The sequence below is a fragment of the Notoacmeibacter sp. MSK16QG-6 genome (genome assembly GCF_024158145.1).
Classification (GTDB): Bacteria; Pseudomonadota; Alphaproteobacteria; order Rhizobiales; family Rhizobiaceae; genus Notoacmeibacter.
In genome coordinates this window covers 582,982-606,376 of the sequence record NZ_JAMYXM010000002.1, presented here as the reverse complement: position 1 = coordinate 606,376, position 23,395 = coordinate 582,982, and the positions used below count along the sequence as shown (strand labels likewise).

The following is a 23,395-nucleotide window of genomic DNA, read 5'->3' as shown; positions in this document are numbered from 1 at the left end:
GCGCGGGGCGTTGCTCGCGGGTCAAGATGTGTCTTGCAACGCCGCACAGTCACGTTACATCGACAGTCAGATGAATTTTGGAGCGCGCCATGCAGAACGACGACCGCAACCTTTTCGGCCAGGATGACTTCGCCGGCGCTGGGCGTAGCGACCCATATGGCGCAGATCCCTATGGTACAGACCCGTTTGGCCGGCCCCGTCAAAGCGGGCGGGGTGGAGCAGCCGGGCCGGGCCGGCTCCTCGATGAACTGGCCCGTCTTGTTACGGACGCGGCCGGTGTAGCGCAGGGCGCGCGCCGCGAGGTGGAAACGGCCGTCCGGTCGCAGGCCGAGCGGTTCACGGGATCGCTGGACCTCGTCAGCCGCGAAGAGTTCGAGGCCATGCGCGATGTCGCGTTACGCGCTCGCGCCGAGGCAAAGGCGCTAGGCGACCGCGTGGCCGCGCTCGAAGCGAAGCTGGGCGACGTCGATGACGAGGCTGCGACGGACGCTGAATAGGCCGGCCTTCATGCCGCGCCCATTATTTTCGTTCGTGCGTTTTCACAAAAAGTTTTCAACAAATGCGTCGGTTCGAAAAAGGCAGATGTAGGAGTCACTTATCGGTGATCTCTGAATCAATTGATTCAACCGGAAGTGTCGTTGTTCACTGTTCAAATCGCCTTGGGGCTTTCGCCAGGATTCCGGATCAATAGACTGAATCTACAAGATGATTCGAGCCCAAGCCTTTTCCGGCCAAGCGAGGATCGGGGCAGGGAGGCCTCATGCGCGGCGGCATGGGGTCTCGAAAAGGCGACGAGGAACAGCTTACATGGCGCTCCATTCCATTTTCGATCCGCGTGACGTTCATCCGGTGGATGTCATCGAATCGGTGGCCAACGACAATCGCTGGAGCTTCGAGCGTACGACCGATGATGAGATCGCAATCTCGGTGGCGGGGCAGTGGGCCGATTACCATGTCAGCTATTCATGGCTCGATGAGCACGAAGCCCTTCATTTGGCTTGCGCCTTTGACATGACGGTGACGCGCCAGCGCCAGAGCGAGATCACCCGGCTTCTCTCCATCATCAACGAACAGTTGCTCTTCGGGCACTTCGACCTCTGGGAAAGCGAAGGGGCGGTCATGTTTCGCCATTCGCTGATCCTTCCGGGCGGGCTGGAGCCGACGGCGCTGCAGGTCGAGCGCCTTCTCGCCGCATCGCTGGAAAGCTGCGAAGCCTATTTCCAGGCGTTTCATTTCGTTATCGAAGGCGCGCGTTCGGAAGACGCCATGGCGGCGGCGATCTTCGAAACATTCGGCACGGCTTGATTGTCATGGACAAGGGCGGGGCGCCGGCATCCGAAACCGATTTCGAGACCTTTCTAAAGATCGATATCAGGGTCGGGGTGATCGTTGCCGCTGAACCGTTTCCTGAAGCGCGCAAACCGGCCATCAAGCTGCGGATCGATTTTGGCGACCCAATTGGCGAAAAGAAAAGCAGCGCGCAGATCACCAAATATTATCAGCCCGACAAGCTGATAGGCCGACAGGTGTTGGCGGTGGTAAACTTTCCGAAACGCCAGATCGGCCCGTTCATGAGCGAGGTACTGACCCTCGGCGTGCCGGATGATGATGGCGAAGTCGTGCTGCTCGCTCCAGATCACAACGTGCCGATAGGCGGCCGGCTCTTCTGACCCGTTCCGCCGTCAGAGCGGTAGCCTGATCGTGACTTCGAGACCGCCCATTCGGGACTCGTCCAGATGGATGTCCCCGCCATGACTGCGGGCGATATCGCGAGCGATGGACAGACCGAGTCCGGTTCCCGACTGATCCAGATTGCGGGCGTCGTCCAACCGCGTGAAGGGTCGGAAGATCATCTCGTATTTGTCTGGCGAGACGCCGGGGCCGTCATCGTCGATGCGGATCGTAACGGTTTTGTCGGAATGGGTTGCCGATAGAGCGATACGTTCGCCGTGCCGCATCGCATTGGCGACGACATTGTGCAGCATTCGCCCGAATGCGATCGGTCTGACGATCAATTGCGGATCGCCTTCGATATGCCAGACGGCATCGCAGCCTTTCAGCTTGGCCTCGTTTGCCATGGTCTGGAAGAAGGCGGCCAAATCGAACGGCGCAACGGCTTCCTCGCTGTCGCCTCGTGCGAAGTCGAGATAGGCCTCCAGCATGGTCTGCATGTCCGCCACATCGCGTTCCAGAGCCTCGGTATCCGTATCCTCTGCGGCTAGCGCCAATTGCAGCTTGAAACGCGTCAGAATGGTGCGCAGATCGTGGCTGACGCCCGCCAGCATGGCCGTACGCTGTTCGATCTGGCGCTCGATACGATTGCGCATCTGGATGAAAGCCAGGCTTGCCCTGCGGACTTCCTCAGCCCCGCGCGGTCGAAATTCCGGTGGCATGGGCTGGCCCTTGCCGAAACTTTCCGCCGCGGCGGCGAGTTGCTGAATCGGTCGTATCTGCTGGCGTAGAAAGATGACGGCCACGGCGATCAAAACGATGGATGCGCCGACCATCCAGAAGATGAAAATCTCGCTATTATTGGCGTAGGCCTGGTTGCGGTTCGTGACCACTCGAAGCACTGCGTCATCGAGTGCGATGCGGATTTCGACGAAGCGGGACTGGCCGACCGTATCGATCCAGAACGGCAAACCGATATTGTCTTCGATACGCTCCGAGAGAACACTGTCGAGCAGCGAGAAAAAAGGCTTGCTGGTCGTGCTGGGTAGCGGTGTTGCCGGCAGCAACTCGACTTGCAGATTGAACCGCTCGCGGGCGATTTGCGAGATTCGCTCCATATCGGCGGTGTTCGGTTGCGCCTCGATCAGATCGATGATGGCGGCGATCTCCTGCGAGACGCTGTCGGAGAGCATCTCGGTGACGCGGCTCCAGTGACGCTCCATGAAGACAAGCGCCACAACCGACTGCAGGATCAGCATGGGCGCGATCACGATAATCAGCGACCGGGCATAGAGTCGTTTGGGCAGACGGTGAAAAATCGGCTGCCAGAACCTGCGCCAGCCCTCGCGTATCGCGATCAGCACGGACAGGATCAATCGACCCGGCGAACGTCCGATCGGCGGGTCTGATGTCTCTTGCCTTGTGCCGGGTTCGACGCTCATCCGATAGCGGGGTTCAGCCGATATCCGATGCCGCGAACGGTCTGCAGCCAAAGCGGATTGGCGGAGTCGGTTTCGAGCTTGCGCCGCAGGCGATTGATCTGGACATCGATGGTTCTCTCACCGACCTCCACGCCGTCGGCCACCAGTTCATGCCTGGGCACCGTCTCTCCCAATCGCGCGACGAAGATGCCCATCATGTCCTGCTCGCGATCCGTTAGATGGACTGGCTCGCCGGCATGCTTCAACTCGCGCGCTGCGGTTGCCCAGGTAAAGGGACCGAAGGTCACAATGGCCGGTTCGTCTTCACGAGGCGGCGAGACGCGACGAAGGATCGATTCGATCCGAAGGAGCAATTCGCGAGGATCAAACGGTTTGGGCAGATAATCGTCGACGCCGGCTTCCAGACCGTCGATCCGGCTGTCGGTCTCCGCCTTGGCTGTCAGCATCAGGATCGGAACGTTCAACGTCTCCCGGAGTGACTTGGTGAGCGACACACCGTCTTCGCCTGGCATCATCCAGTCCAGAATTATGAGATCGAACGTAAGGCCCTGCAATGCCCGCCGCGCTGTGGCGGCGTCTTCGGCCACAGTGACGCGAAATCCTCTTCGGATCAGAAAGGTCTGGAGCAGTTCGCGGATACGGCTGTCATCGTCGACGATGAGGAGATGCATCTTCTCGTCGTCGGGGTGCGGCATGCCTGCGGGCGATCGCATCTCTTCCAGTAGGGACATGGCACTCAATCTCCTTCGGAGCGTCTGCGATGATCTTCCAGCGCACCCATGGCGAGGCGGCCGTCCTCATCGATCATACGGCGTAAAAAGGCGACAATTGCGTCATAATGTTCTGTGCCGGCCGCGTGCAACGCCTGTTCGATCAGCCGCCATTGCGGCGCCGACAGCGCGGCTGCGAGATTTTCGCCCTCATCCGTCAGGTACAGTTCACGCTGGCGGCGGTCCCGCACATTGGTTTTCTGCTCGATATGGCCGGCATCGATCAGTTGTTTCAGCACCCGTGCGAGGGATTGTTTGGTGATACCGAGAATTTCCAGCAGATCGGCGACTGTCAGGCCGGGCCAGCGATGCACAAAATGCAGAACGCGATGATGCGCGCGCCCGAAACCGTACTCGCTGAGAATGGCGTCCGGTCCCGCCGTAAAATCCCGATAGGCGAAAAAAAGCAATTCCTGCATGTTGGCGTAACGCGCCGTCCGCACCGTCGCCACTCTCGTGCCGGCCGATCCGCTATCGGTTGCAGATGGTGCTTGTGCCATGCAGCAATCGGTCTCCGGGCCGAACAAGTCAGTCATGCTGACATATCATAGGCAAGCCGTGCTCCGCGCACAAGAACCGGCCATTGTTGCCTGTTCTTCGCCGGCGGGTCTGACTAAGGTCCGCAGCCGTCCACAACGGAGAATTTTATGGGTAAGCTATCATTCGGCGTCGTACCGGTTACGGCCTTCCAGCAGAACTGCACCCTTCTGTTCGATGAAGAGAGCCGCGCCGGCGTTGTCGTCGATCCCGGCGGGGATGTACCCACAATCATGCGTGTGATCGAAAGCAACGATCTGACGATCGAGGCGATCTGGCTGACGCATGGCCATATCGATCATGCCGGCGGCGCGATGGACCTGAAACAGAAACTGGGCGGTGTACCAATTGTCGGGCCGCATCTGGACGACAAGCCACTTCTCGAACAGCTTGAGCAACAGGCCAGAATGTTCGGCTCGCCGGACCCGGCAACAAATTGCACGCCCGATCAATGGCTCAGCGAGGGCGACACCGTTTCCTTTGGAGATCATCGGTTCGATGTCTATCACACGCCCGGCCACGCTCCCGGCCATGTGATCTTTCATAATTCTGCGAATAAATTCGCGCAGGTCGGTGACACGCTGTTTCGTGGCTCGGTCGGCCGCACCGATTTATGGGGTGGCGATACGCAGACGCTGATCGACTCGATCCGGACGAAGATCCTGCCGCTTGGTGATGATGTTTCGTTTATCTGTGGTCATGGTCCGGGCGGAACGCTTGGCGAGGAACGTCGGACCAATCCATTCATCGCGCCTGGCTCTTAAAATAAAAAGCCCGGCGGAAGCCGCCGGGCGATTGTTGTTTCTACCATCAACTGCCGTCAGGGCCGGCAGAAATAGGTTCTGCCGTCATAACCGCGCCAGAAACCGGTCGAGGGGTTGAAAGAGCGGTAGCGGTCGCTGCACCAACGGCGCCATTCCGGTGTCCACGGCTCCAGGCTGCCGATGCGGGTCGGGGCGGGCGCAGTCCGATAGACTGGCCGGGAGTCGTTTCGGGTCGCGCCGGAGATGATGGCTGCCGTTGCCAATCCGACAACCGCTCCGGCAATGAATTTCTTTGCATCGTCATCGTCCCGGTCGCGGCGGCGCTCTGCCCGACGTCGCTCGACCCGCCGTTCGGCGCGGCGCTGCTCGGCACGGCGTTCAGCCCGGCGCTCCGCACGGCGGCGTTCTTCTATTCTGATATGACGGCGATCCCAATCCCGGTCACGGTCCCAGCCATCGTCATAGCTCTCGTAATATTCGTAGTAGCTGTGGCGTGGGCCAGCCTGAGCCGCCGAGGGCAGGGCGATGCCGGCAATCATGGATGCGCAAAGTGTAGCGTGAAAAAAGCGACGGAACATGAGTTTACTCCGAATTAGGATCGGCGGTCCTCACCGCCTGTATTTCGAAGATTGCTCCTGTCTGCCTGAACGGCGCCTGAACGGCATATTCAGACTCATATGAATATAAAAAAAGAAAGGCCGCCCAAGGGCGACCTTTCGAATGTCACGATCGGCAAAGACCGTCAGAGCGTGGTGAGGTTGACCGCCTTCGGCCCCTTGCCACGGCGATCCGGCTCGGTTTCGAAGCTGACTTTCTGTCCCTCGGACAGCGTGTCCAGCCCCGAGGCCTGAACGGCGGAAATATGCACGAACACGTCCGTGCTGCCTTCCTCGGGAGTGATGAAGCCGAAGCCTTTTTCAGTATTGAAGAATTTGACGGTGCCGGTCTGGCTCATTCGAAGTCGTCCCTCCCCCTCTGCGAAAGTCTGTCGAGCCATGGCGGGGGAGGTCATGGCCCGACGGGAGTGGAAACGGCTGCTGCCAACCGTCATACGAGTGTGAGATCGGGGAACAGTCGTCGCGGCGCGAAGGGTCTATCCACCGAGCCCATCGCCCGTATCGACTTGATTATTGCCCGAACATTGCGGTCCGGCAAGTAAAACTTGGAATAAAACCCGTTGTCAGCCGCCTGTCGGCACCGCGGTCGGCCGGCCTTCCGCGTCCAGCGCCACCATGATGAATTCTGCACGTGTGACGCGCACGCTTTCGCGTGTGAGGTGGCGCTGGGCCCATGCTTCGACGCTCAACAGAATTGAGGTTCGGCCGACCGAGATGATATCGGTATAGACTGCCACCGTATCGCCGATCTTGACGGGAAGTTCGAAAGCCATCTCCCGCACGGCCTTGGTCACTACACGTCCGCCCGCCCGCTCGGCGGCGTGGATGCCCGCCGCCAAGTCCATCTGGGACATCACCCAACCGCCGAAAATATCGCCGGCTGAATTGGCATTTGCGGGCATGGCGGGAACGCGCATCGTCGAGCGGCCCGCTGGCAGTTCCGGGTTCATAAACGTCTCCCTGTCCATCATGCTGGACCTAATCTGCGGTTCCCGGCAGGCAGGGGTCAACGGCGCTGGGTCCTCCATCCAATGAAATCATCGGAGTTTCATTGCGTTTTGCAACTCGCTCTGTGCCGATTTTGTCACGGTCATTTTCAAACCGGCGGCCGCCACCGCCAGCCAGTCGCGGTTTTCGGATGTCCTCGACGTAAAGGCGCTTATTTAGCGGATCTGAAGATAACCTCGTTTGAAGGACGGGCATCATGAAAAAATATCTTATTGCCACTACAGCGACTCTTGCTCTTGTCGGGTCGATCCCGGTGGCAGTGGCCGCAGACGCTGTCGTTTATGAGCCGGTTCCCGAGACCGTGGCTTACGTGCCGACCCACAATTTTTATGCCTCCATTTTCGGTGGCGCGGCCTTTCCTCACGATATGGAATTCGATGCGACCACGGGTGATGTCGATCTGGATCTCGACACCGGTTTCGTCGTCGGCGCGACGGCAGGTTATCGGTTCGGCAGGGTCCGCGGCGAACTCGAAGTCAGCTATCAGCGCTTCGACGCCGATGACATTTCCGTCGGGCCGGTCGACGCGGACGTCGATGGCGACGTCAATGCGGTCTATATTCTCGGCAATGCCTGGGTCGATCTCTTTGCGTATCGCGGTGTGGGCGTCTATGCCGGCGGCGGCGTCGGCGCTGCCTATATCGACGTCGATTTCGACGTGCCGGGCTTCGGTGTGGGCACAGATGACAGCGACTGGACTGTAGCGGGTCAGCTTGGCGCCGGCCTTACTTATGATGTCAACGAGCGCGTCTCAATCGATCTCGGCTATCGCTTCAAGGCGACCGGTGACGTCGACTTTGTCGACTCCGATGGCGATACGGCGGAGAACGGCAATCTCTATACCCATAATGTCCAGCTCGGAATTGCCGTCAAATTCTGATCGCCAAAAAGTTTCAAGCGCTAACGGCCGGGCTTTTGCCCGGCCCTTGTTCGTTTCGTGGGTCGTTTAAGAGCCAATCAGGCGTCCTCTCGATCCCATTTGGTGGGCGACGAATGGACTGTCAGTAGTCCGCGGACTGGCTCTTCCCATCGCGCCTTGGCAGAACCATATTCCAGCAATGGGAAAACGATATCCGCCACACCGAAAAACCGAACCGTCCAATGGCTTCGGCGAAGCGCCGCAATCCACGTTCGAGGGTGCGCCCTATGAGGGCGGCTCGATAACGGACTGGGCGAAGGATCTCGCGCGCGAAGCCGAGGAGGCCGAGGCGAAGGCGGCTCGCAAGGAAGAGAACCGCCGACGGGCTTCCGAAGCCGGCAAACACCGCAAGAAGGTCGAACTTTCCGAGGCCGAGGATGTCCTTGCCGAGAAGAAGAAACGCGCCGCCGAGGCCAAGAAGAAGCGCGATGCCAAGAAGGCGGCCGCCAACACAGTCGGCGACAAGCGCACCGGCGGCGGTATTCTGATCGGCGGCACCTCCGATCCGAAGGAGCGCGCCGCGGCGGGCCTGAACCCGGTCGCCGGCCTCGATGTCAGCCTGGAAGACGCTTCCAAGCTCGCCGCAACCGGAGCGGTGACGGCCACGGTCGATGCGCTCTCCAAATTGATCGAGCATGGCCGGCCGGAAATGAAGGACGGCACCTGGACGCCTCACCGGCCCGCGCGGCCCGCCAAATCCGAAGGCGGCATCAAGCTGGACATGGTGACGGAGTTTGCGCCGTCCGGCGACCAGCCCACCGCCATTGCCGACCTTGTGGAGGCCGCCAACCAGAATGAGCGGACGCAGGTGCTGCTCGGCGTGACCGGTTCGGGCAAGACCTACACAATGGCCAAAGTGATCGAGGAAACGCAGCGCCCCGCCGTGATCCTCGCGCCGAACAAGACGCTCGCCGCGCAGCTCTATGGCGAGTTCAAGAAGTTCTTCCCGAACAATGCGGTGGAGTATTTCGTTTCCTATTACGATTACTACCAGCCGGAAGCCTACGTCCCGCGCACCGACACCTATATCGAGAAGGATTCGTCGATCAACGAGCAGATCGACCGGATGCGCCACAGCGCCACGCGCTCGCTGCTGGAGAAGGACGACGTCATCATCGTCGCCTCGGTCTCCTGCATCTACGGCATTGGCTCCGTCGAGACCTATACCGCGATGACGTTCCAGATCGCCATCGGCGACCGCATCGATCAGCGCCAGCTTCTCGCCGATCTCGTCGCGCAGCAATATAAGCGGCAGGACATCAATTTTGTGCGCGGCTCGTTCCGCGTGCGTGGCGACACGATCGAAATTTTCCCCGCTCACCTTGAGGATCAGGCCTGGCGCATCAGCCTGTTCGGCGACGAGGTCGAGACGATCACCGAGTTCGACCCGCTGACCGGCAAAAAGACCGCCGATCTGAAGAGCGTCAAGATCTACGCCAACAGCCACTACGTCACCCCGAAGCCGACGCTTAACCAGGCGATGGAGAGCATCAAGGCCGAGCTGAAATGGCGGCTGGAGGAGCTGGAAAAGGCCGGGCGTCTGCTCGAAGCGCAGCGCCTCGAACAGCGCACCCGTTTCGATCTGGAAATGATGGCCGCGACCGGCGCGTGCCCCGGCATCGAGAACTATTCGCGATATCTGACGGGCAGGAAACCCGGCGAGCCGCCGCCGACGCTCTTCGAATACATTCCCGACAATGCCCTCCTCTTCATCGATGAGAGCCACGTCACCGTGCCGCAGATCGGCGCCATGTATCGCGGCGACTTCCGGCGCAAGGCGACGCTCGCCGAATACGGCTTCCGCCTGCCGTCCTGCATGGACAACCGGCCGCTGCGCTTCGAGGAGTGGGATGCGATGCGCCCCGGCACCGTCGCCGTGTCGGCCACGCCCGGCGACTGGGAGATGAACGAGAGCGGCGGCGTCTTCGCCGAGCAGGTGATCCGCCCGACCGGCCTGATCGATCCGCCCGTCGAGGTGCGGCCCGCCAGCAGCCAGGTCGACGATGTGCTCGGCGAAATCCGCGCCACGGCGGAGGCCGGCTACCGCACGCTCTGCACCGTGCTGACCAAGCGCATGGCGGAGGACCTCACCGAATATCTGCACGAGCAGGGCGTCCGCGTCCGCTACATGCACAGCGACATCGACACGGTGGAGCGCATCGAGATCATCCGCGACCTGCGGCTCGGCGCGTTCGACGTGCTCGTCGGCATCAACCTGCTGCGCGAGGGGCTCGACATCCCCGAATGCGGCTTCGTCGCCATTCTCGACGCCGACAAGGAAGGTTTCCTGCGTTCCGAAACCTCGCTGATCCAGACCATCGGCCGCGCCGCGCGCAATGTGGACGGCAAGGTCATCCTCTATGCCGACAATGTCACCGGCTCCATGCGGCGCGCCATGGACGAGACCGCGCGCCGCCGCGAAAAGCAGAAGGCGTGGAACGAGGAGCAGGGCATCACGCCGGAAAGCGTCAAGAGCCAGATCGCCGACATTCTGGAAAGCGTCTATGAGGGCGACCATGTGCGCGCCGATATCGGCGGCGGCAAGGGCCGCAAGGGCGTGGCGAAAGACGAGGGCGCGCTCGTCGGCAACAATCTCAAGGCCCATCTCGACGCGCTGGAAAAGCAGATGCGCGACGCCGCCGCCGATCTGGACTTCGAGACCGCCGCGCGCCTGCGCGACGAGATCAGGCGCCTGCAGCAGACGGAACTGGAGGTTCTCGCCGACCCGCTGGAACGCGACACCGGCATCGAGAACACGCGCGACAGCCGCAAGCGCGCCGCCCAGGGCAAGCCGCCCAGGGAGAGTTATTTTCGGAAGCCGGACCTCGATGAGATGACAGTTGGCCGCACCGAGAAGATTGTGGGCACTGGCAAGAAACCGGAAAAGCCGAAGGCGAAATAGATCGCATCCCTCGCCCCGCACGGGAGAGGGGTAGGCAGGCAAGGCGAGGCACCGCCGAGCCGATGCCGCACTTGGGTGAGGGGGTGAGAACCGGCTGCTACGCGCCACCCCTCATCCAACTTCGCCATCGATCCGCTCGATAGACGAGCCGCCTCACCTCCCCCTCCGATGGGGGAGGTCGCGGCGTAGCCGCGGGTGGGGGTGACGATGCGGTCCTCTCCATCCCCCACCCCGGACCTATGGTCCGACCCTCCCCACAATGGGGGAGGGTGTGTGCCGCGCCACTCTCGCCCCTTGGGGAGAGATGTCGGTGCAGCCGACAGAGAGGGGCATGAGGGCGCCAAAACCCCTCTCTGCCCCTGACGGGGCATCTCTCCCCGAGGGGGAGAGAGTGACCGCCTATCGTATGGCCCCCTAATTCCGGCCCAGCATCAGCGTCTCATTGAAGCGCTCGTCCTGTCGCAGCGGGCGGGGCGAGCGTCCGGCGATCTCGCCATCCCGCCAGCGCAGATCGGCCAGAGCCGCCTCCAGCAGCTGCTCCCGTTCGGCATGGCGGTCGTCGCGTTCCATCGCATCGAGCCGTTCATGGCGGCGGGCGGCGCGGCGATGATGCAGCAGCACCATGAGCAAGCCGAGCGCAAAGGCCAGCGGCAGGATCAGCATCAGCGCCTTGATCCCATCCGGCGCGGACTGGAACGTGTCGAGCAGATCGGCGCGGAAATTGTAGTCGTCCATCGGCAACTCCCCGTTTCACGCTTGCCCAGATAAAGGCAAGCCAATGAAATCATTGGTGGAAAGCGGCCACCAGGCTTTGGGCTCTGGTGACCGGGGAGTTAGAAAACCGCGTACACGGCCACCCCGACCTTTAGGCTTGCGCCTTGGACATACGTCGAGGCCTCCCCGGCCATAGCTGTCCGAGAAGGATATCGGCCGGCGCGATACCGGCCAAGTACGCGGGGTTTCTAAGCCCCAGACCGGAATATTTTCCGGCCCGTGATGCTTATAGGGGAAGAGATGGAATGAGGGAAGGGGGAATGGCATTCTCGAAAAGCCTGTCCATACCAGTCCAGTCGTTCATCCCAAGCCGGAAAAGATGTCGGGTCTGTTAGGGCGGATCATGGTGAGGAACAGTCCGCGAAGCGGAGCAATAGATCCAGTGAATCGATTGCAGAGACGAACGCCCGAAGCTCAAGCGAAGGGCAAAGCGTGAAGCCGTTGAAACTCGGCAAGATCGGCCTCGGCTCCTAATAAGGATGCGGGGCGCGCGCGGCGAAAGACACGTCCTACGAAGAGTGGGAAGCCGGGGAGGTAGGGCTCCCCTCCAAGACGGTCGTTATCCTCGGTCGAGCCCGAGGATATTTGCAGGTCTGTAGGAGCTCAGGAATCATTGCGCACAGCTTATTTCAGAAGTTCCGTATTACTGTAATATTGAAGATTCACATCGATAATTATATTAAATAAAACCAATTTTTATAAATCATTCATTGGCTTCATCGGATTTTTTGTTTTGGCGAGGAACAACAGATTCTTTCAAAACTGGAAGGGGGGGGAGTTCGACATTTGCCGACCAGTTCAAATTCGCGAAAAGTGACCTGAAGTAAGGGTAGCAGGCGAAGGTTCCAACGCGAGACAAGAAATGCTTAACTTCCTTGGCATTGCACTGAGAAAATCCACCGTAGATAACCGCGTATCGAGCCTTGCAGACCAAATTCTGCTTTCGTCCTTCTCTTGATGAAACTTTAAATTCTACAAAAGAAACCCCAATGTCTTCGCCCTCCTCGTGCAGAGGTTCTGATTGTTCAATGTTGGATACCAATTTTTGCTTCTCCAAATCTTGAGAGAAGAAATCTGGCTTAACGTTGAACGATACGTCGGTAAGCATAATTGATTTAAGCTCGGAGCTTGCAACGGCTGCGTTGTATTTATCAACCGCGCGAGCGGCTTCCGTTTTATCGTTTGATTTGACGACCTCGCTTCTCGAGCTTTTGACTTTTTTCGCCATTATCTAGGCGGCCTCTCTAGTTTTAGTGCCAGCATAGTTATCGTTTTTAGAGTCCCACGAGAGGGAGCGCATTGAGGCAGCGGCTACCGCGTTCCACCCAATTCGAGAAGGGGGTGGAAAGCGTTCAACGTATTCACAGTCAAAGTGCCAATAATTTTTCGATTTCTTGCGTCTACATTCGAACGTGTTTTTAACGTCAAGAGCAGCGCAAACACGCGCAGCCAGTTTGAGCGTAGGGTTCGCCGTAGACGAAAAAAGCTGACTAACGCGAGATTTGGAAACTCCGATCAAGTCAGCGAGTTCCGTCTTCGTCATTCCACGCATCTCAAGTGCGTCCAAAAGCGCAAACTGAAAATCAATGAGCGCGTCTTCCTCCGCCCTGACGAAATCCGCGTTCGTTCTCTTTTCGCTCTCGCTCATTCTCTATCTCCACAAACTTCTCGGCGGCTCGTTTCAGCCGACGTGGGTCAGCTTTATCTTTCTTTTTTTTCGGATCACAACTCGTTCCGACGAAACAGCGATGTCCTGCTCTCGCAGTTTCGCAGCCGTAAATCCGAAACTGATAAGCTTTGAATTCATAGACCTGAACTTTCGCACCTGATGATGTCGAAATGCGGGTCTGCGGCTTGAACATTTTCTCATCAAGTGAGGTCCTTCCAAGTTCTGCGTAGCGATTGAAATATCTTCGCAACGCCCGTTCCTCGCGCACGCTCGTAGTGTCTGCATTAGAGGTGGCTCTTTCGACCAACTGTCTCCACTCCGTCGCAGCCTCGCCGAGTAGAATCACGCTCGCGTACTGGCCGCTCGCTACCGTTTCTTCATCGTTTTCTTCATCGCTGTCTTTGGCGTCTTTAGGCGTCATATTCCGCAGTCCGAGTTAAGGTTTAACTAAACACAGTTTGCGCGATTGCCAAGAGCCGCATGTCAAATTTTTATCCAATATAGGCGCGAGTGGTTCGGGGTGGATAGTGAGGCTTGCGCTTCTGAGACAGTCTACTGACGATGGACATTAGGTAAAAGAATACGAGAGTACCTGCCGACAGTTCGACCATAAATCAACGAACAGGGTAGGTTATGCGTTTCTATCCGTAGCACTAGAACCATCCCCGGCCCTCCTCATCAGCCGAATTCTTTAGGGTACACAGCACGGATCACGAACCAGAAATGTCGTGAGAGCGGTTTCCCCTTCTCTTTCGCTTCATGCGTTCGTAGTTTCCATCGACAAATCGTTGTCCATTGATTGGCCGTGCCGACCAGTCCCCACCAAACACGTGGGCGACAGACCCCTCATCCAACTGCGCCATCGCCGCGCCGCACGCGGCGTGGCTTCGTATCCTTCTCCCCAATGGGGCGAAGGAAGGCCGGCGCGAATTGCGATTGAGGCTTTCAAAATCTTCTTATCCACCCACTCCAAACCTCCCTTATCCTCCCGGCACTGCCTTCCTTGAGCGACGGGGTCGCGAACCGGAGATTTCGATGGGGGCGGGGGCGAGCGTAGCGCGCCGGTGACGATCCGTGGTCATCGGCGGTGGGTGGAGAGATCCCTTTGGCTACGGACTTTCGGTATGCCAAGACCGTTCGAGCCTGCGGGCGAGGTTGCGGAGGCGGTGGTATTCACGGGCGGGTCTCCGCCGGGAAGAATGCTGCCGTCGCAGAGACGTTCAGTCGATAATCGTCAGGCGGTGGCCGGAAGGTCGCACCCACACACCCAAGGACAAGCGCCTTTCCGGCCGCCGTCTTTGCTCATTTCCTTTCCCACCCGCCGGCTGCCTGACGCGCACGGCCCGCGGGCCTTTCGGCATGTCCGCCTCACGCGTTCGCCGCGCGGCCATTCCCCGGCCCTGTGCGAAACCGGACGGGCGTTTGGCCCGCTGCGCCCGGTCGGCTAATTTGCCGTCATCGCGCGGCGCTGGCCGCGCCTTTGCATCGGATTGGAGGATTTTCCATGCGCCGCGTTTTCGTGTCTTGCCTTTCCGCCTCTGTCTTCGCCGCCATGCTGGCGGGCGCGCCCTCCGCCGCCGATGCCCGTCCGCTCACCGCCGCCGAGATCGAGGCGCAGATGGCGGGCAAGACCATCAAGGCGCGGCGCTTCGGCATGAACATCACCCTCAATTACCGCCCGGACGGCACGGTGACGGCGCGCGCCTTTCTCGGCTCGGTGGACGGCACCTGGCGCGCCCGCGGCAATCAGGTCTGCACCACCTTTCCGCGCGGGCCGGCCAAGGGCACCGAATGCGTCACCTTCGAGAAGATCGGGCCGAACCGCTATCGCAATTCCAAAGGGGTCGAATTCACCGTGCAGTGATGCGGCGGGGTGACCGAAAGTCCAATAGGGCGAATTGACCTCGATCAAGCGCGGGGAGTGGTGGACGGCCTCTAATCGGTGCGGCGCCGGCCCTCCCGCCAACGGGATCTGAGGGCCGGCCAGTCGCACTATGGAGGGTTCGATGATCCAAACGTCTCATTTCGTCCGCTCGGCTGTGGCCGCCTGTCTTCTCGCCATCGGCCTGCCGGCCGGGCCTGCTTTCGCCGGGGAGCCGGACGCCGCGCTGATTGCCGAGGGCGAAGCGCTGTTCGACCGCATCTGCCGCCGCTGCCACGCCGGCGCTGCCGATGCCGAAGAGCGGGTCGGCTACGGGCCGTCGCTGATCGGGGTGGTCGGGCGCGAAGCCGGCTCGGTCGAGGGGTTCGCCTATTCGGAGGCGCTGTCGAATTCCGGCATCGTCTGGACCGAGGCGGCTTTGGCGGCGTGGATGGCCGACAACGATCACATGCTGCCCGGCACGCGGATGCGCCATGTCGGGGTGGAGGATATGGCGGAGCAGAAGGCGATCGTCGCCTATCTGAAATCGACCGAGTAGGCGGGCGCTTTCGCGGGTCGCCTATTTGCAGACGCGGTGGCCGCTCGCCCGGTGCATCAGGTCGAAGTGGAAATGGTCGGCATGGGCGCGGTTGTAGCCGGGGCCGAGCACGGTGTTGAAATAGGGGCAGGCGTCCTCGCGCACCGCGTTCAGCAGGCCCTTCTGGCGGAAGGAGAAGAAGCCGGGCTTCCTGACGTCGACGCTCTTGCCGTTCTTCAGGACGATCTCCATGATGTCGAGCGCGTTGCCCGACGCATGGGCGCTCCATTTGCCATTGCCGTTGATGCGGCGGCAGCTATAGCTCGATCCGTTGCGGATGCGGTCGACGCCTGAGAAGAAGCGCCAGCGTGCGGAGGGGTTCAGCTCCTCCTTGGCCCAGATTGCCGTGGCGAGCGCCATCTGGCACGTCACCGTCGCGGCGGGTTGGACCTCCACCTTGCCGGGAAGGCGGGTGAGCTTGACCGGCCATTCGATGCCGCAATTGGGCCCGTCATGGATGGGCGCGATGTCGGTGAATTGCACCTTCATGCGCTTCAGCCGTTTGCGGCACTCCGCTTCCTCGCGCGGGATATAGGCCGGGGCGCTCCGGCCATCGATGGTCCGTCCGAACCCTCCCGCAAAGCCGTATGTTCGGCTCTTGCCATATTGACCGCTATCGCCTCCGCAGGCGGAAAGGATCAATAGCGCGCCGGCAAGCGCCAGCGTGGATGGCAGGAAAGACGGACGGACCATGATACGCAACCCGTGATACAGAAACGCGAACGCGCCGGCCAATATGCAACCGGCCCGCGCATTTTAGCTACGACAAATGAATCCAAAGTTATCTTAGATTTTAAGAGTTCCGGCGCTTCTGCGGCCATTGCGCGATGAGAATGGCGGCGAGGATCAGGCCGCAGCCGATCAGAGCGATCGGGGCAAGGCGTTCGCCGAGGAGGATCGCGCCGAACAGGGCCGCGAACAGTGCTTCGGAAGACAGGAGGATCGCTGCCGGTCCCGGCTTGACGTAGCGCTGACCACGCGCCTGAAGCGAAAAGGCAAGACCGCCCGCGAACAGGCCCGTATAGAGAATCTCTGGTAGCGCAACTTTCAGTTGCCAAACCTCGGTGGTTTCGAAGACGAGCGTAATCGGCAGCGCGACAAGACAGGCCATCGCCATTTGCACTGCCGTCAGCGTGATTGGAAGGCCGGTTCGCTCGGCCAAGCGCCCGGTCAACGCGACCTGCAGACCCCAGAAGCCGGCGCAGGCAATGGTCCACCAATCGCCTTCGCTCAGTTGTCCGCCCATCCCGCCGGAGAGCAGGAAAATTCCTGTCAACGCCATAAAGCTCGCCGGTATGATGACGAGACGGGGCATTTCGCGGAAGAGAATGAAGGCGATGAAGGGCGTGAAGACAACATAGAGGCTGGTCAGGAAGCCGGAATTGCTGACCGATGTTGTCACCAGCCCGATCTGCTGTGTCGCCATGCCCGCGAAGAAGGCAAGGCCGGCAAGGGTGTAGCCGCCCCATTCCGGCACCAGCGTCGCTTCGGTGACTTCGCTGGTCAGATCGGTAATACGCGCGCGTCTTACTTCTATAAGGGCGAATGGAAGGAGGCCGAAGAAGGCGACGGCAAACCGGGCAGCGATAAAGGCGAACGGGCCGAGCGAATCCATCGCCGTGGATTGCGCCACGAAGCCGCCGCCCCAGATCGCGCCGGCGGCCAGCAGCGTCAGGCCGGCCAGGAACCGCCGTCGCACCGGAACCTGTTTGTGTGAGATCGACGCGTCGGTCATGAGGTCACGCCGAACCAACGCCGAAGACGCTTTTCATTGCCGCCGAAATCGCTTCGGCCGATCAGGGATCGGCTCATTGCGCGCCATCCTTCCGGCGACCAGCGTATATCGACCGTATCGGGAAATCGCATCAATTGGGTTCTTACGACATAACGGCGATAGAACGGATCGCTCTTGTCGTCGACCCGCTCTACCTTGTCACTGTCCGCGGCGATGTTACGCTCCAATGCGGCAAAGGCCTTTTCCGGACCGGCCGAGGGAACAGGCAGGACGATGTCGGTCTCGTCGCACAGCCCTTCCGAGCAAGCCAGCGCATCGTTATCGGTTGCGGACCGACGACCGGCCGCAAAATCGTAAATGTCCTGGTCGGCCTTGCGGGACTTCGTCTCCCAACCGGTTGTCCTGCCATAAAGGACGAGGAATAAGAACGCGGCCAGAACGAACGCAACCAAACTGGCGATGATGATGAGCGCAATTTTCACGAGGCCCCGCAGAAGGCTTAGAATAGTCAAAGTGCCCGTCGCGCGCCGGCGGCGATAAGTCAAGGCAAGCTGCGGTATATCGCCGGTTCTTGGCAGGCGTTCCGGCTTCCGTTAAGCTTCACACTGATTTGACGCCCGGTTGCCCGAAACGGCGACTGGGGGTCTTCTTTTTTGGCCAGACGACAATGAGTCTGTTGTCGGTCGACGCGGACGAGACAAAACGGGAAGACACAATGCAGAAAGTCCCCATGACCGTTTCCGGTCACGCCAAATTGAAGGAAGAGCTTCGCTGGCGCCAGCAGGAAGAGCGGCCGCGTATTATCGATGCTATTTCTGAGGCTCGTGCCCACGGAGATCTGTCCGAGAATGCCGAATATCACGCTGCCAAGGAGGCGCAAAGCCTGAATGAAGGGCGGATCAAGGAACTCGAAGATCTGACGACGCGAGCGGAAATCATCGATGTTTCGAAAATGAGTGGCGATACGATCAAGTTCGGCGCAACGGTCAAACTCGTCGACGAGGACACGGAAGAAGAGAAAACCTATCAGATCGTCGGCGACCAGGAGGCCGATCCGAAGCAGGGACGCATCTCGATCTCGTCCCCCATTTCCCGTGCTTTGATCGGCAAGACGGTCGGCGATTCTATCGAGGTCAAAGCGCCCGGCGGTAGCAAATATTACGAAATTCTCGATGTGAAGTGGAAGTGAAGCCTGTTGGCAAATTCCACCGAAAGCTGCGTCGACTTCTCGGTGATTTACAAAGGATATGCGGTATCAAGACGGTCCGGGTTGACGGCGTTAAGATCTGCGCCGCCAAAGGAGAGCTTCCTTTTGAAGTGCGTCGGCTACTTTTTCGCGGAATATATGAAAACAAAGAGCGCGAATTCGTACAAAAGGCTGTGAAAGCTGGCGACTGCGTTCTAGAGCTTGGGTGCGGTATCGGCGTTGTCAGTCTTGTCCTGACGCGTGTTGCAGGCGAAGGCCAAGTCTGGTCGCTGGAGGCCAACCCGACGCTGGAGCCAATCATACGACGTAACTATGCGATCAATGGCTGGCAGCCGAATCTACGTATCGGCGCCGTTTCGAAGACGTCGGGTCGAGTATCCTTCGAGGTTGACGAAAACATCATTTCCTCATCGCTAGCAGCGCGCGAAGGAAACAGGCGGACGATCGAAGTCGATGCGGTGCCGATTTCCGAATTGATTGCCGATATCCGCCCCAATGTTATCATTGCAGATATTGAGGGCGCCGAAATTGATATTTTCGACAATGATGCGCCATTAGAGAACATCAGAACGATCGTTCTCGAACTCCATCCAAAAATCATCGGCGCTGAATCGACGGACGATCTTATTGATAGCTTGTGCCTGCGTGGTTTCAATCTAATCGCCCGTCGCGGCAAGGTGGTATGGTTTGATCGTACAGTCGATGACGCTACACCCGCTTAATAATACCGCCGGGTTCATATCTCGCTGGCGATCGGTTGAGACCAAGTCCGAGACTTCCAGCCAGGCTAGAATGATCGAGATGGCTGAATAATGAAGCGATATTTCTCCTATCCATTCGACGAAACCAGACCCACGACGAACAATTCGCATCGCTCGGGCCTGCGTGATTACACATCAGCATTCTGGCGTCGCCGCAAAAATACTTTTCGCGCCAGATTATCGCTCGCGTCCGGCGCTGGACCTGGCGGTGTCAACAAAGACGATTTGATCTGCATGCTTGTCTGCCGCAACGAGCGCCGGTTCATGCCGTCTCTGCTCAAACACTATCGTGAACTGGGAGTCGATCGCTTCGTGATCGTCGACGATCAGTCCGATGACGGAACGGTGGAATTTCTGAAAAGCGAGAGCGATGTCGATCTCTGGTCATCGGAAAAACGCTTCGCCGAAAGCGCACGAGGAAAAATATGGCGAGAACGGTTGATGGCTCTCTACGGGTTCGATCGCTGGTACATCAATATCGATAGCGATGAATATCTGATCTTTCCCCTCGAAGGGGCCATGCCATTGAAGGACTATCTGGCTGCCCTAACGGAAAAAGCTATTCGACGCGTCGCAGCGCCAATGATCGATTTCTATCCGGATGGACCGCTTTCAGATGCTATATTTGATGGAAGCGATGCGCGTATGCCTTGGGATGTGGCGCCGTTGTTCGATGAAAGTGGCTATTCCGGTGTATTTGAAGATAGCGGCGCCATCCTGAGAGGCGGCGTGCGCCAGCGTGTCTTCGGCACCGATATGCATCTGATGAAATATCCGATCATCTATTGGGATCGAAGTTGTACGCTCGGCGCTTCGATCCACTGGCCGACGCCTACGGCTCGGAATGTGACCAGCGAATGGGGCGTCCTGTTACACTTTAAAATCTTTTCCGATGTGGACGAGCGAGCGGCGACGATCATTGAGAATGGGCAGCACATGAACGATGCGGCGGTCTACAAGACAATCCGCCAGCACCTTCAGAAGGAAGAAGAGCCCTCGCTTCGATATGAAGGCTCGGTCCACTTTTCCAGCGCGGCCGATCTTCGCCAACGTGGCTTTCTGCAAAGCGTTGTGACAAAGAACTGACGATGCATGACGATCCTACTCTACCGCTGTCAGCCTTTATCATTTGCAAGGATGAAGCCGACTATCTGGGCGGCTGTATCGAGAGCCTGGCCTGCTGCGCTGAGATCGTCATCGTGGATTCCGGATCGACCGACGGGACGCTCGATCTGATCGAAAGCTACACCGCGCAAGGCTACCCAATTCGTCTTCATGAGAGGGGGTGGCCGGGTTACGCCGCGCAGAAGCAATTCGCGCTTGAGCAATGCACCCAGCAATGGTGTCTCAATATCGACGCCGACGAGCGACTCGACCGCGCGCTCGTCGCGGCGCTTCCGGAATTGCTCAATGCACCGAAGCATGTCGTGGGATGGAAGATCGCTCGGCGGCCTTTCCTGATCGGATATGGTTATACGCCTGAACGCGCCCATGAGCGGCGCAATCTGCGTTTGATCCGAAGAGGGCAGGGAGCTTACGATCTTTCGCTGAAAGTGCATGAGGGCATCGTGCCGGAAGGCGATGTGAAACCGTCGCAAAAAGGCAGCCTTCTGCATTTTCGGCCACTTCCGCTCGACGAGCAGATTTTAAAGGAAAACACCTATTCGTCGCTAAAGGCTGACATGCAGATGGAGAAGGGTCGCCAGCCTAGCCTCATCAAGCTCCTCTTTAGCCCGGCAACCTATTTTCTTCGCCTTTATTTTCGCACCGGCTTATGGCGATGCGGCGTGCCTGGCCTGATACAGGCGATGACCGGCGCGGCCTATTCTTTCATGACGGAAGCGAAGAAGTTCGAGCGAAAGGCGCTTCGCGATGGGCCGCCCGTCGAACAGGGTGCAGAAGTCTGGTGGCGTCAGACGCAGACGGTCTCCGCAAGAGAAGTAGAGGAAGAGGCGTGAAGGTCTTTCATTTTCATTTCGGAAAAGATGGCGGAGCAGAGCGGTTCTTCACCCATCTTGTCGGTGGTCTGTCTGAGCGCGGCGTCGAGCAGACGGCGGTGATCCGGCCGAAGCGGCTGTGGAAACCTTCCATCGCGCCCCATGCGACAATTATCGAAAGCCATTTCCGCGATCTATCCATCGACAAAGTGCTGTTGCCGATCCGCATGAAATATCGTGTCGCGCGAGAGAAGCCGGACGCCGTGCTGGCATGGATGCCGAAGGGCGCCAAACTGATGCCGAACGATCTGAATACTCATAAGATCGCGCGTCTTGGCGACTATCCGTTGCGCCTGAAATATTTTGACCGGATCGACACGTTGGTTTGCAATGCGCCCGGCATCGCCGAGCGCGTTCGGGATCTTGGCTGGACGCGAAATGTCGAAGTCATTACGAACTTTACACCGGCAGAGCGGGTCGAGCCCGTTGATCGCTCGGCCTACGGCGCGGGGCCGGATGATTTCGTCGTCTCGACGATGGGGCGGTTCGTACCGCGAAAAGGGTTCGATGTATTGATCGATGCCGCGGCCATGACGCCATCTATGCATCTGTGGATCATGGGCGATGGCGAGTTGGCTGACGATCTGAAGGCGCAGGCGAGGGAACGCTGTGTAGAGGATCGGGTCCGGTTTCTCGGCTGGCAGGCCGATACACGTCCCTTCGTCGCCGCCAGTGACGTCTTCGCCATGGCCTCAAGTCACGAACCGCTCGGCAATGTGGCGCTCGAAGCCTGGGCGCAAGGCAAGCCGGTCGTCTCTACCCGCTCCGAGGGGCCATCGTGGTTCATGACTGACGAAAGCGATGCGCTTATGGTCGATATCGGCGATGCGGAAGGGTTTGCGAAGGCCTTTCAGCGGCTACAGGACGATCAGGAATTGTCCGCCTCCATAGCAGCGGGTGGCGTGGCGACGCTTGCAGAGCGGTTCTCGAAAGACGCGATTTGCGATCAGTATATCCGGCTGTTCCAAGAGAAGCCCTGATGGCGACTATCGTTCCGGAGACGGTCGTTCCAGACGAGCCACTGCTGGCGGTTGCACCCAATCTGAAGAAGCGCCTTTCAGGCGTCACTGCTACCATCGCCAGGCTCGTACCGCTCCAGGCAATTCGTGCACCGGTCGCGGCCTATGGGCCTGGTCTTCCGGCCGATGTCCCCATCATCGGTACGACGCGGCTATTGCTGGAGGGATATCGCCAACGGTCGGGGCAGCCGGTATTTCATGCGCGGCGAAATACGGAAATGCTGCTTGGCGTTATCCTTCGCGATTTGTTGCGTGGCCGTTGGAAGCTGCTGTTCACTTCCGCATCGCAGAGACAGCATACGGCCTATAGCCGATTTCTGATCAGTCGGATGGATCATATCATCGCGACGTCTGCTGCGGGCCAAGCCTATCTGAAGGTACCCTCCGAGGTCGTTCATCATGGTATCGATATCGGCGAATTTTCGCCGCCGGAAGCCCGCTCATCGATACGCGGTTCGCTTGGCCTTCCCGACCGCCCGACGATAGGCTGTTTCGGTCGTATTCGACGCCAAAAAGGCACCGATGTTTTTGTCGATGCGATGATCGCGCTTCTTGCCGACCGCCCGACATGGCAGGCGATCGTGCTTGGCCGCGCGACAGATGCTCACGAGAAATTCCTCAATGAGTTGAAAGAGAAAGTAGGAGCTGCCGGCCTCGCCGATCGTATTCTGTTTCCACCGGAGGTGCCGGTCGACCAGATCCCGCGATGGTACAAGGCTCTCGATATTTTCGTGGCCCCGCAGCGCTGGGAGGGTTTTGGACTAACCGTTCTTGAAGCGCTTGCTACCGGCGTTCCCACAGTCGCTACTCGCGTTGGCGCATTTCCTGAATTGATCGCAGAAGGCGAAACAGGATTTCTGATCGAACCGGCAGATGAGAACGCTATGATTGGCGCTCTCGCTCCGTTGATGGACAATGACGAGATGCGTGAAGCAATGGCGGCTTGCGCCCGGACCTATGCCAAACGGCATTTTTCTATTGAGAGTGAGGTTGAAACCCTGCTGGCCATCTACCGCAGGCTGAGCAATGAATCGGGGGTTTCTGCCGACTGACCTTGCGGCGAGGCCGGCCCATTGCTTATCTGCCAACAGCACACCGAACCGCAGATAATTTTGTGGGGCGGTCTCGTCGTATCAGGAGACAG

26 protein-coding genes and 1 pseudogene are annotated in these 23,395 nt (G+C 59.2%); 14 read left to right on the top strand and 13 right to left on the bottom strand.

Annotated features, from left to right (window positions below):
* Nucleotides 1-221: 221 nt before the first annotated feature.
* The 3 genes and pseudogenes from NIM86_RS10620 to NIM86_RS10610 all read left to right on the top strand — a co-directional run.
* Nucleotides 222-497 (top strand): annotated as a pseudogene (locus tag NIM86_RS10620) (accessory factor UbiK family protein); the annotation flags it as partial.
* Between the two features lie 310 nt (nucleotides 498-807).
* Nucleotides 808-1,305: a YbjN domain-containing protein gene (locus NIM86_RS10615; RefSeq protein ID WP_253381849.1), complete on the top strand. Its 498-nt coding sequence runs from the start codon at nucleotides 808-810 to the stop codon at nucleotides 1,303-1,305.
* A gap of 5 nt (nucleotides 1,306-1,310) precedes the next feature.
* Nucleotides 1,311-1,670 (top strand): tRNA-binding protein, encoded by a 360-nt coding sequence (locus NIM86_RS10610; protein ID WP_253381846.1) that lies wholly within the window; start codon nucleotides 1,311-1,313, stop codon nucleotides 1,668-1,670.
* 12 nt (nucleotides 1,671-1,682) lie between these two features.
* On the opposite strand, the gene NIM86_RS10605 is transcribed toward NIM86_RS10610, so the two are convergent.
* The 3 genes from NIM86_RS10605 to NIM86_RS10595 are packed head-to-tail and all read right to left on the bottom strand — an operon-like array spanning nucleotide 1,683 to nucleotide 4,419.
* Entirely contained in the window at nucleotides 1,683-3,113 is a 1,431-nt protein-coding gene (locus tag NIM86_RS10605; protein ID WP_256478430.1) for an ATP-binding protein, read from the bottom strand.
* Complete coding sequence (locus NIM86_RS10600; RefSeq protein ID WP_253381843.1) at nucleotides 3,110-3,844, bottom strand: response regulator; 735 nt, start codon at nucleotides 3,842-3,844, stop codon at nucleotides 3,110-3,112. Before NIM86_RS10600 ends, NIM86_RS10605 begins: the two co-directional genes overlap by 4 nt.
* A 5-nt stretch (nucleotides 3,845-3,849) precedes the next feature.
* A complete protein-coding gene (locus NIM86_RS10595) occupies nucleotides 3,850-4,419 on the bottom strand; it encodes a MarR family winged helix-turn-helix transcriptional regulator (protein WP_253381841.1) in 570 nt (189 codons plus the stop codon).
* Between the two features lie 111 nt (nucleotides 4,420-4,530).
* On the opposite strand from NIM86_RS10595, the gene NIM86_RS10590 reads away from it, so the two are divergent.
* Complete coding sequence (locus tag NIM86_RS10590) at nucleotides 4,531-5,184, top strand: MBL fold metallo-hydrolase (protein ID WP_253381839.1); 654 nt, start codon at nucleotides 4,531-4,533, stop codon at nucleotides 5,182-5,184.
* A gap of 56 nt (nucleotides 5,185-5,240) precedes the next feature.
* Here the strand turns inward: NIM86_RS10590 and NIM86_RS10585 are convergent, their stop codons facing one another.
* The 3 genes from NIM86_RS10585 to NIM86_RS10575 all read right to left on the bottom strand — a co-directional run bounded on the left by NIM86_RS10585 (nucleotide 5,241) and on the right by NIM86_RS10575 (nucleotide 6,751).
* A complete protein-coding gene (locus tag NIM86_RS10585) occupies nucleotides 5,241-5,762 on the bottom strand; it encodes a BA14K family protein (RefSeq protein ID WP_253381838.1) in 522 nt (173 codons plus the stop codon).
* A gap of 164 nt (nucleotides 5,763-5,926) precedes the next feature.
* The gene (locus tag NIM86_RS10580; RefSeq protein ID WP_253381835.1) at nucleotides 5,927-6,139 is read right to left on the bottom strand and encodes a cold-shock protein; all 213 of its coding nucleotides are present in this window, start codon (nucleotides 6,137-6,139) and stop codon (nucleotides 5,927-5,929) included.
* Between the two features lie 225 nt (nucleotides 6,140-6,364).
* A complete protein-coding gene (locus NIM86_RS10575) occupies nucleotides 6,365-6,751 on the bottom strand; it encodes an acyl-CoA thioesterase (RefSeq protein WP_253381833.1) in 387 nt (128 codons plus the stop codon).
* A 254-nt stretch (nucleotides 6,752-7,005) separates the two neighbouring features.
* Between NIM86_RS10575 and NIM86_RS10570 the strand changes: the two genes are divergently transcribed.
* Both NIM86_RS10570 and uvrB read left to right on the top strand, forming a co-directional pair.
* Nucleotides 7,006-7,689 (top strand): outer membrane protein, encoded by a 684-nt coding sequence (locus NIM86_RS10570; protein WP_253381832.1) that lies wholly within the window; start codon nucleotides 7,006-7,008, stop codon nucleotides 7,687-7,689.
* A 178-nt stretch (nucleotides 7,690-7,867) separates the two neighbouring features.
* Entirely contained in the window at nucleotides 7,868-10,630 is a 2,763-nt protein-coding gene (gene uvrB, locus NIM86_RS10560; RefSeq protein WP_371872877.1) for an excinuclease ABC subunit UvrB, read from the top strand.
* Nucleotides 10,631-11,044: 414 nt separating this feature from the next.
* Here uvrB and NIM86_RS10555 read toward each other — a convergent pair whose 3' ends face one another.
* The 4 genes from NIM86_RS10555 to NIM86_RS10545 all read right to left on the bottom strand — a co-directional run bounded on the left by NIM86_RS10555 (nucleotide 11,045) and on the right by NIM86_RS10545 (nucleotide 13,494).
* The gene (locus tag NIM86_RS10555) at nucleotides 11,045-11,365 is read right to left on the bottom strand and encodes a hypothetical protein (RefSeq protein WP_253381826.1); all 321 of its coding nucleotides are present in this window, start codon (nucleotides 11,363-11,365) and stop codon (nucleotides 11,045-11,047) included.
* 742 nt (nucleotides 11,366-12,107) lie between these two features.
* Nucleotides 12,108-12,632, bottom strand: a complete 525-nt coding sequence (locus tag NIM86_RS10550) for a hypothetical protein (RefSeq protein WP_253381824.1) — start codon at nucleotides 12,630-12,632, stop codon at nucleotides 12,108-12,110.
* Nucleotides 12,633-12,635: 3 nt separating this feature from the next.
* On the bottom strand, nucleotides 12,636-12,956 hold the full coding sequence (locus NIM86_RS17255; protein WP_371872882.1) for a helix-turn-helix domain-containing protein: 321 nt from the start codon (nucleotides 12,954-12,956) through the stop codon (nucleotides 12,636-12,638).
* A gap of 31 nt (nucleotides 12,957-12,987) precedes the next feature.
* Nucleotides 12,988-13,494 carry a hypothetical protein gene (locus NIM86_RS10545; protein WP_253381822.1) on the bottom strand — a complete coding sequence of 169 codons (507 nt, stop codon included), beginning with the start codon at nucleotides 13,492-13,494 and terminating at the stop codon, nucleotides 12,988-12,990.
* Between the two features lie 1,083 nt (nucleotides 13,495-14,577).
* Here NIM86_RS10545 and NIM86_RS10540 point away from each other — a divergent pair.
* Entirely contained in the window at nucleotides 14,578-14,937 is a 360-nt protein-coding gene (locus NIM86_RS10540) for a hypothetical protein (RefSeq protein WP_253381820.1), read from the top strand.
* Nucleotides 14,938-15,079: 142 nt separating this feature from the next.
* Nucleotides 15,080-15,493, top strand: coding sequence for a cytochrome c family protein (locus NIM86_RS10535; RefSeq protein WP_253381818.1), 414 nt, complete (start codon nucleotides 15,080-15,082; stop codon nucleotides 15,491-15,493).
* A 21-nt stretch (nucleotides 15,494-15,514) separates the two neighbouring features.
* Here the strand turns inward: NIM86_RS10535 and NIM86_RS10530 are convergent, their stop codons facing one another.
* The 3 genes from NIM86_RS10530 to NIM86_RS10520 form a co-directional block, all read right to left on the bottom strand.
* Nucleotides 15,515-16,225 carry an extensin family protein gene (locus NIM86_RS10530; protein WP_253381816.1) on the bottom strand — a complete coding sequence of 237 codons (711 nt, stop codon included), beginning with the start codon at nucleotides 16,223-16,225 and terminating at the stop codon, nucleotides 15,515-15,517.
* 100 nt (nucleotides 16,226-16,325) lie between these two features.
* A complete protein-coding gene (locus NIM86_RS10525) occupies nucleotides 16,326-17,267 on the bottom strand; it encodes a DMT family transporter (protein WP_253381814.1) in 942 nt (313 codons plus the stop codon).
* On the bottom strand, nucleotides 17,264-17,779 hold the full coding sequence (locus NIM86_RS10520; RefSeq protein WP_253381812.1) for a DUF1499 domain-containing protein: 516 nt from the start codon (nucleotides 17,777-17,779) through the stop codon (nucleotides 17,264-17,266). Before NIM86_RS10520 ends, NIM86_RS10525 begins: the two co-directional genes overlap by 4 nt.
* A gap of 203 nt (nucleotides 17,780-17,982) precedes the next feature.
* Here NIM86_RS10520 and greA point away from each other — a divergent pair, with 203 nt between their 5' ends.
* The 6 genes from greA to NIM86_RS10490 all read left to right on the top strand — a co-directional run bounded on the left by greA (nucleotide 17,983) and on the right by NIM86_RS10490 (nucleotide 23,303).
* Nucleotides 17,983-18,456, top strand: coding sequence for a transcription elongation factor GreA (gene greA / locus NIM86_RS10515; RefSeq protein WP_253381810.1), 474 nt, complete (start codon nucleotides 17,983-17,985; stop codon nucleotides 18,454-18,456).
* Nucleotides 18,453-19,196: an FkbM family methyltransferase gene (locus NIM86_RS10510; protein ID WP_253381808.1), complete on the top strand. Its 744-nt coding sequence runs from the start codon at nucleotides 18,453-18,455 to the stop codon at nucleotides 19,194-19,196. Before greA ends, NIM86_RS10510 begins: the two co-directional genes overlap by 4 nt.
* Nucleotides 19,197-19,469: 273 nt before the next feature.
* A complete protein-coding gene (locus NIM86_RS10505; RefSeq protein ID WP_253381806.1) occupies nucleotides 19,470-20,321 on the top strand; it encodes a glycosyltransferase family 2 protein in 852 nt (283 codons plus the stop codon).
* Nucleotides 20,322-20,323: 2 nt separating this feature from the next.
* Nucleotides 20,324-21,193, top strand: coding sequence for a glycosyltransferase family 2 protein (locus tag NIM86_RS10500; protein WP_253381804.1), 870 nt, complete (start codon nucleotides 20,324-20,326; stop codon nucleotides 21,191-21,193).
* Complete coding sequence (locus NIM86_RS10495; RefSeq protein ID WP_253381802.1) at nucleotides 21,190-22,212, top strand: glycosyltransferase; 1,023 nt, start codon at nucleotides 21,190-21,192, stop codon at nucleotides 22,210-22,212. Before NIM86_RS10500 ends, NIM86_RS10495 begins: the two co-directional genes overlap by 4 nt.
* Nucleotides 22,212-23,303 carry a glycosyltransferase family 4 protein gene (locus tag NIM86_RS10490; RefSeq protein WP_253381800.1) on the top strand — a complete coding sequence of 364 codons (1,092 nt, stop codon included), beginning with the start codon at nucleotides 22,212-22,214 and terminating at the stop codon, nucleotides 23,301-23,303. The genes NIM86_RS10495 and NIM86_RS10490 overlap by 1 nt, the downstream gene beginning before the upstream one ends.
* Nucleotides 23,304-23,395 lie beyond the last annotated feature (92 nt).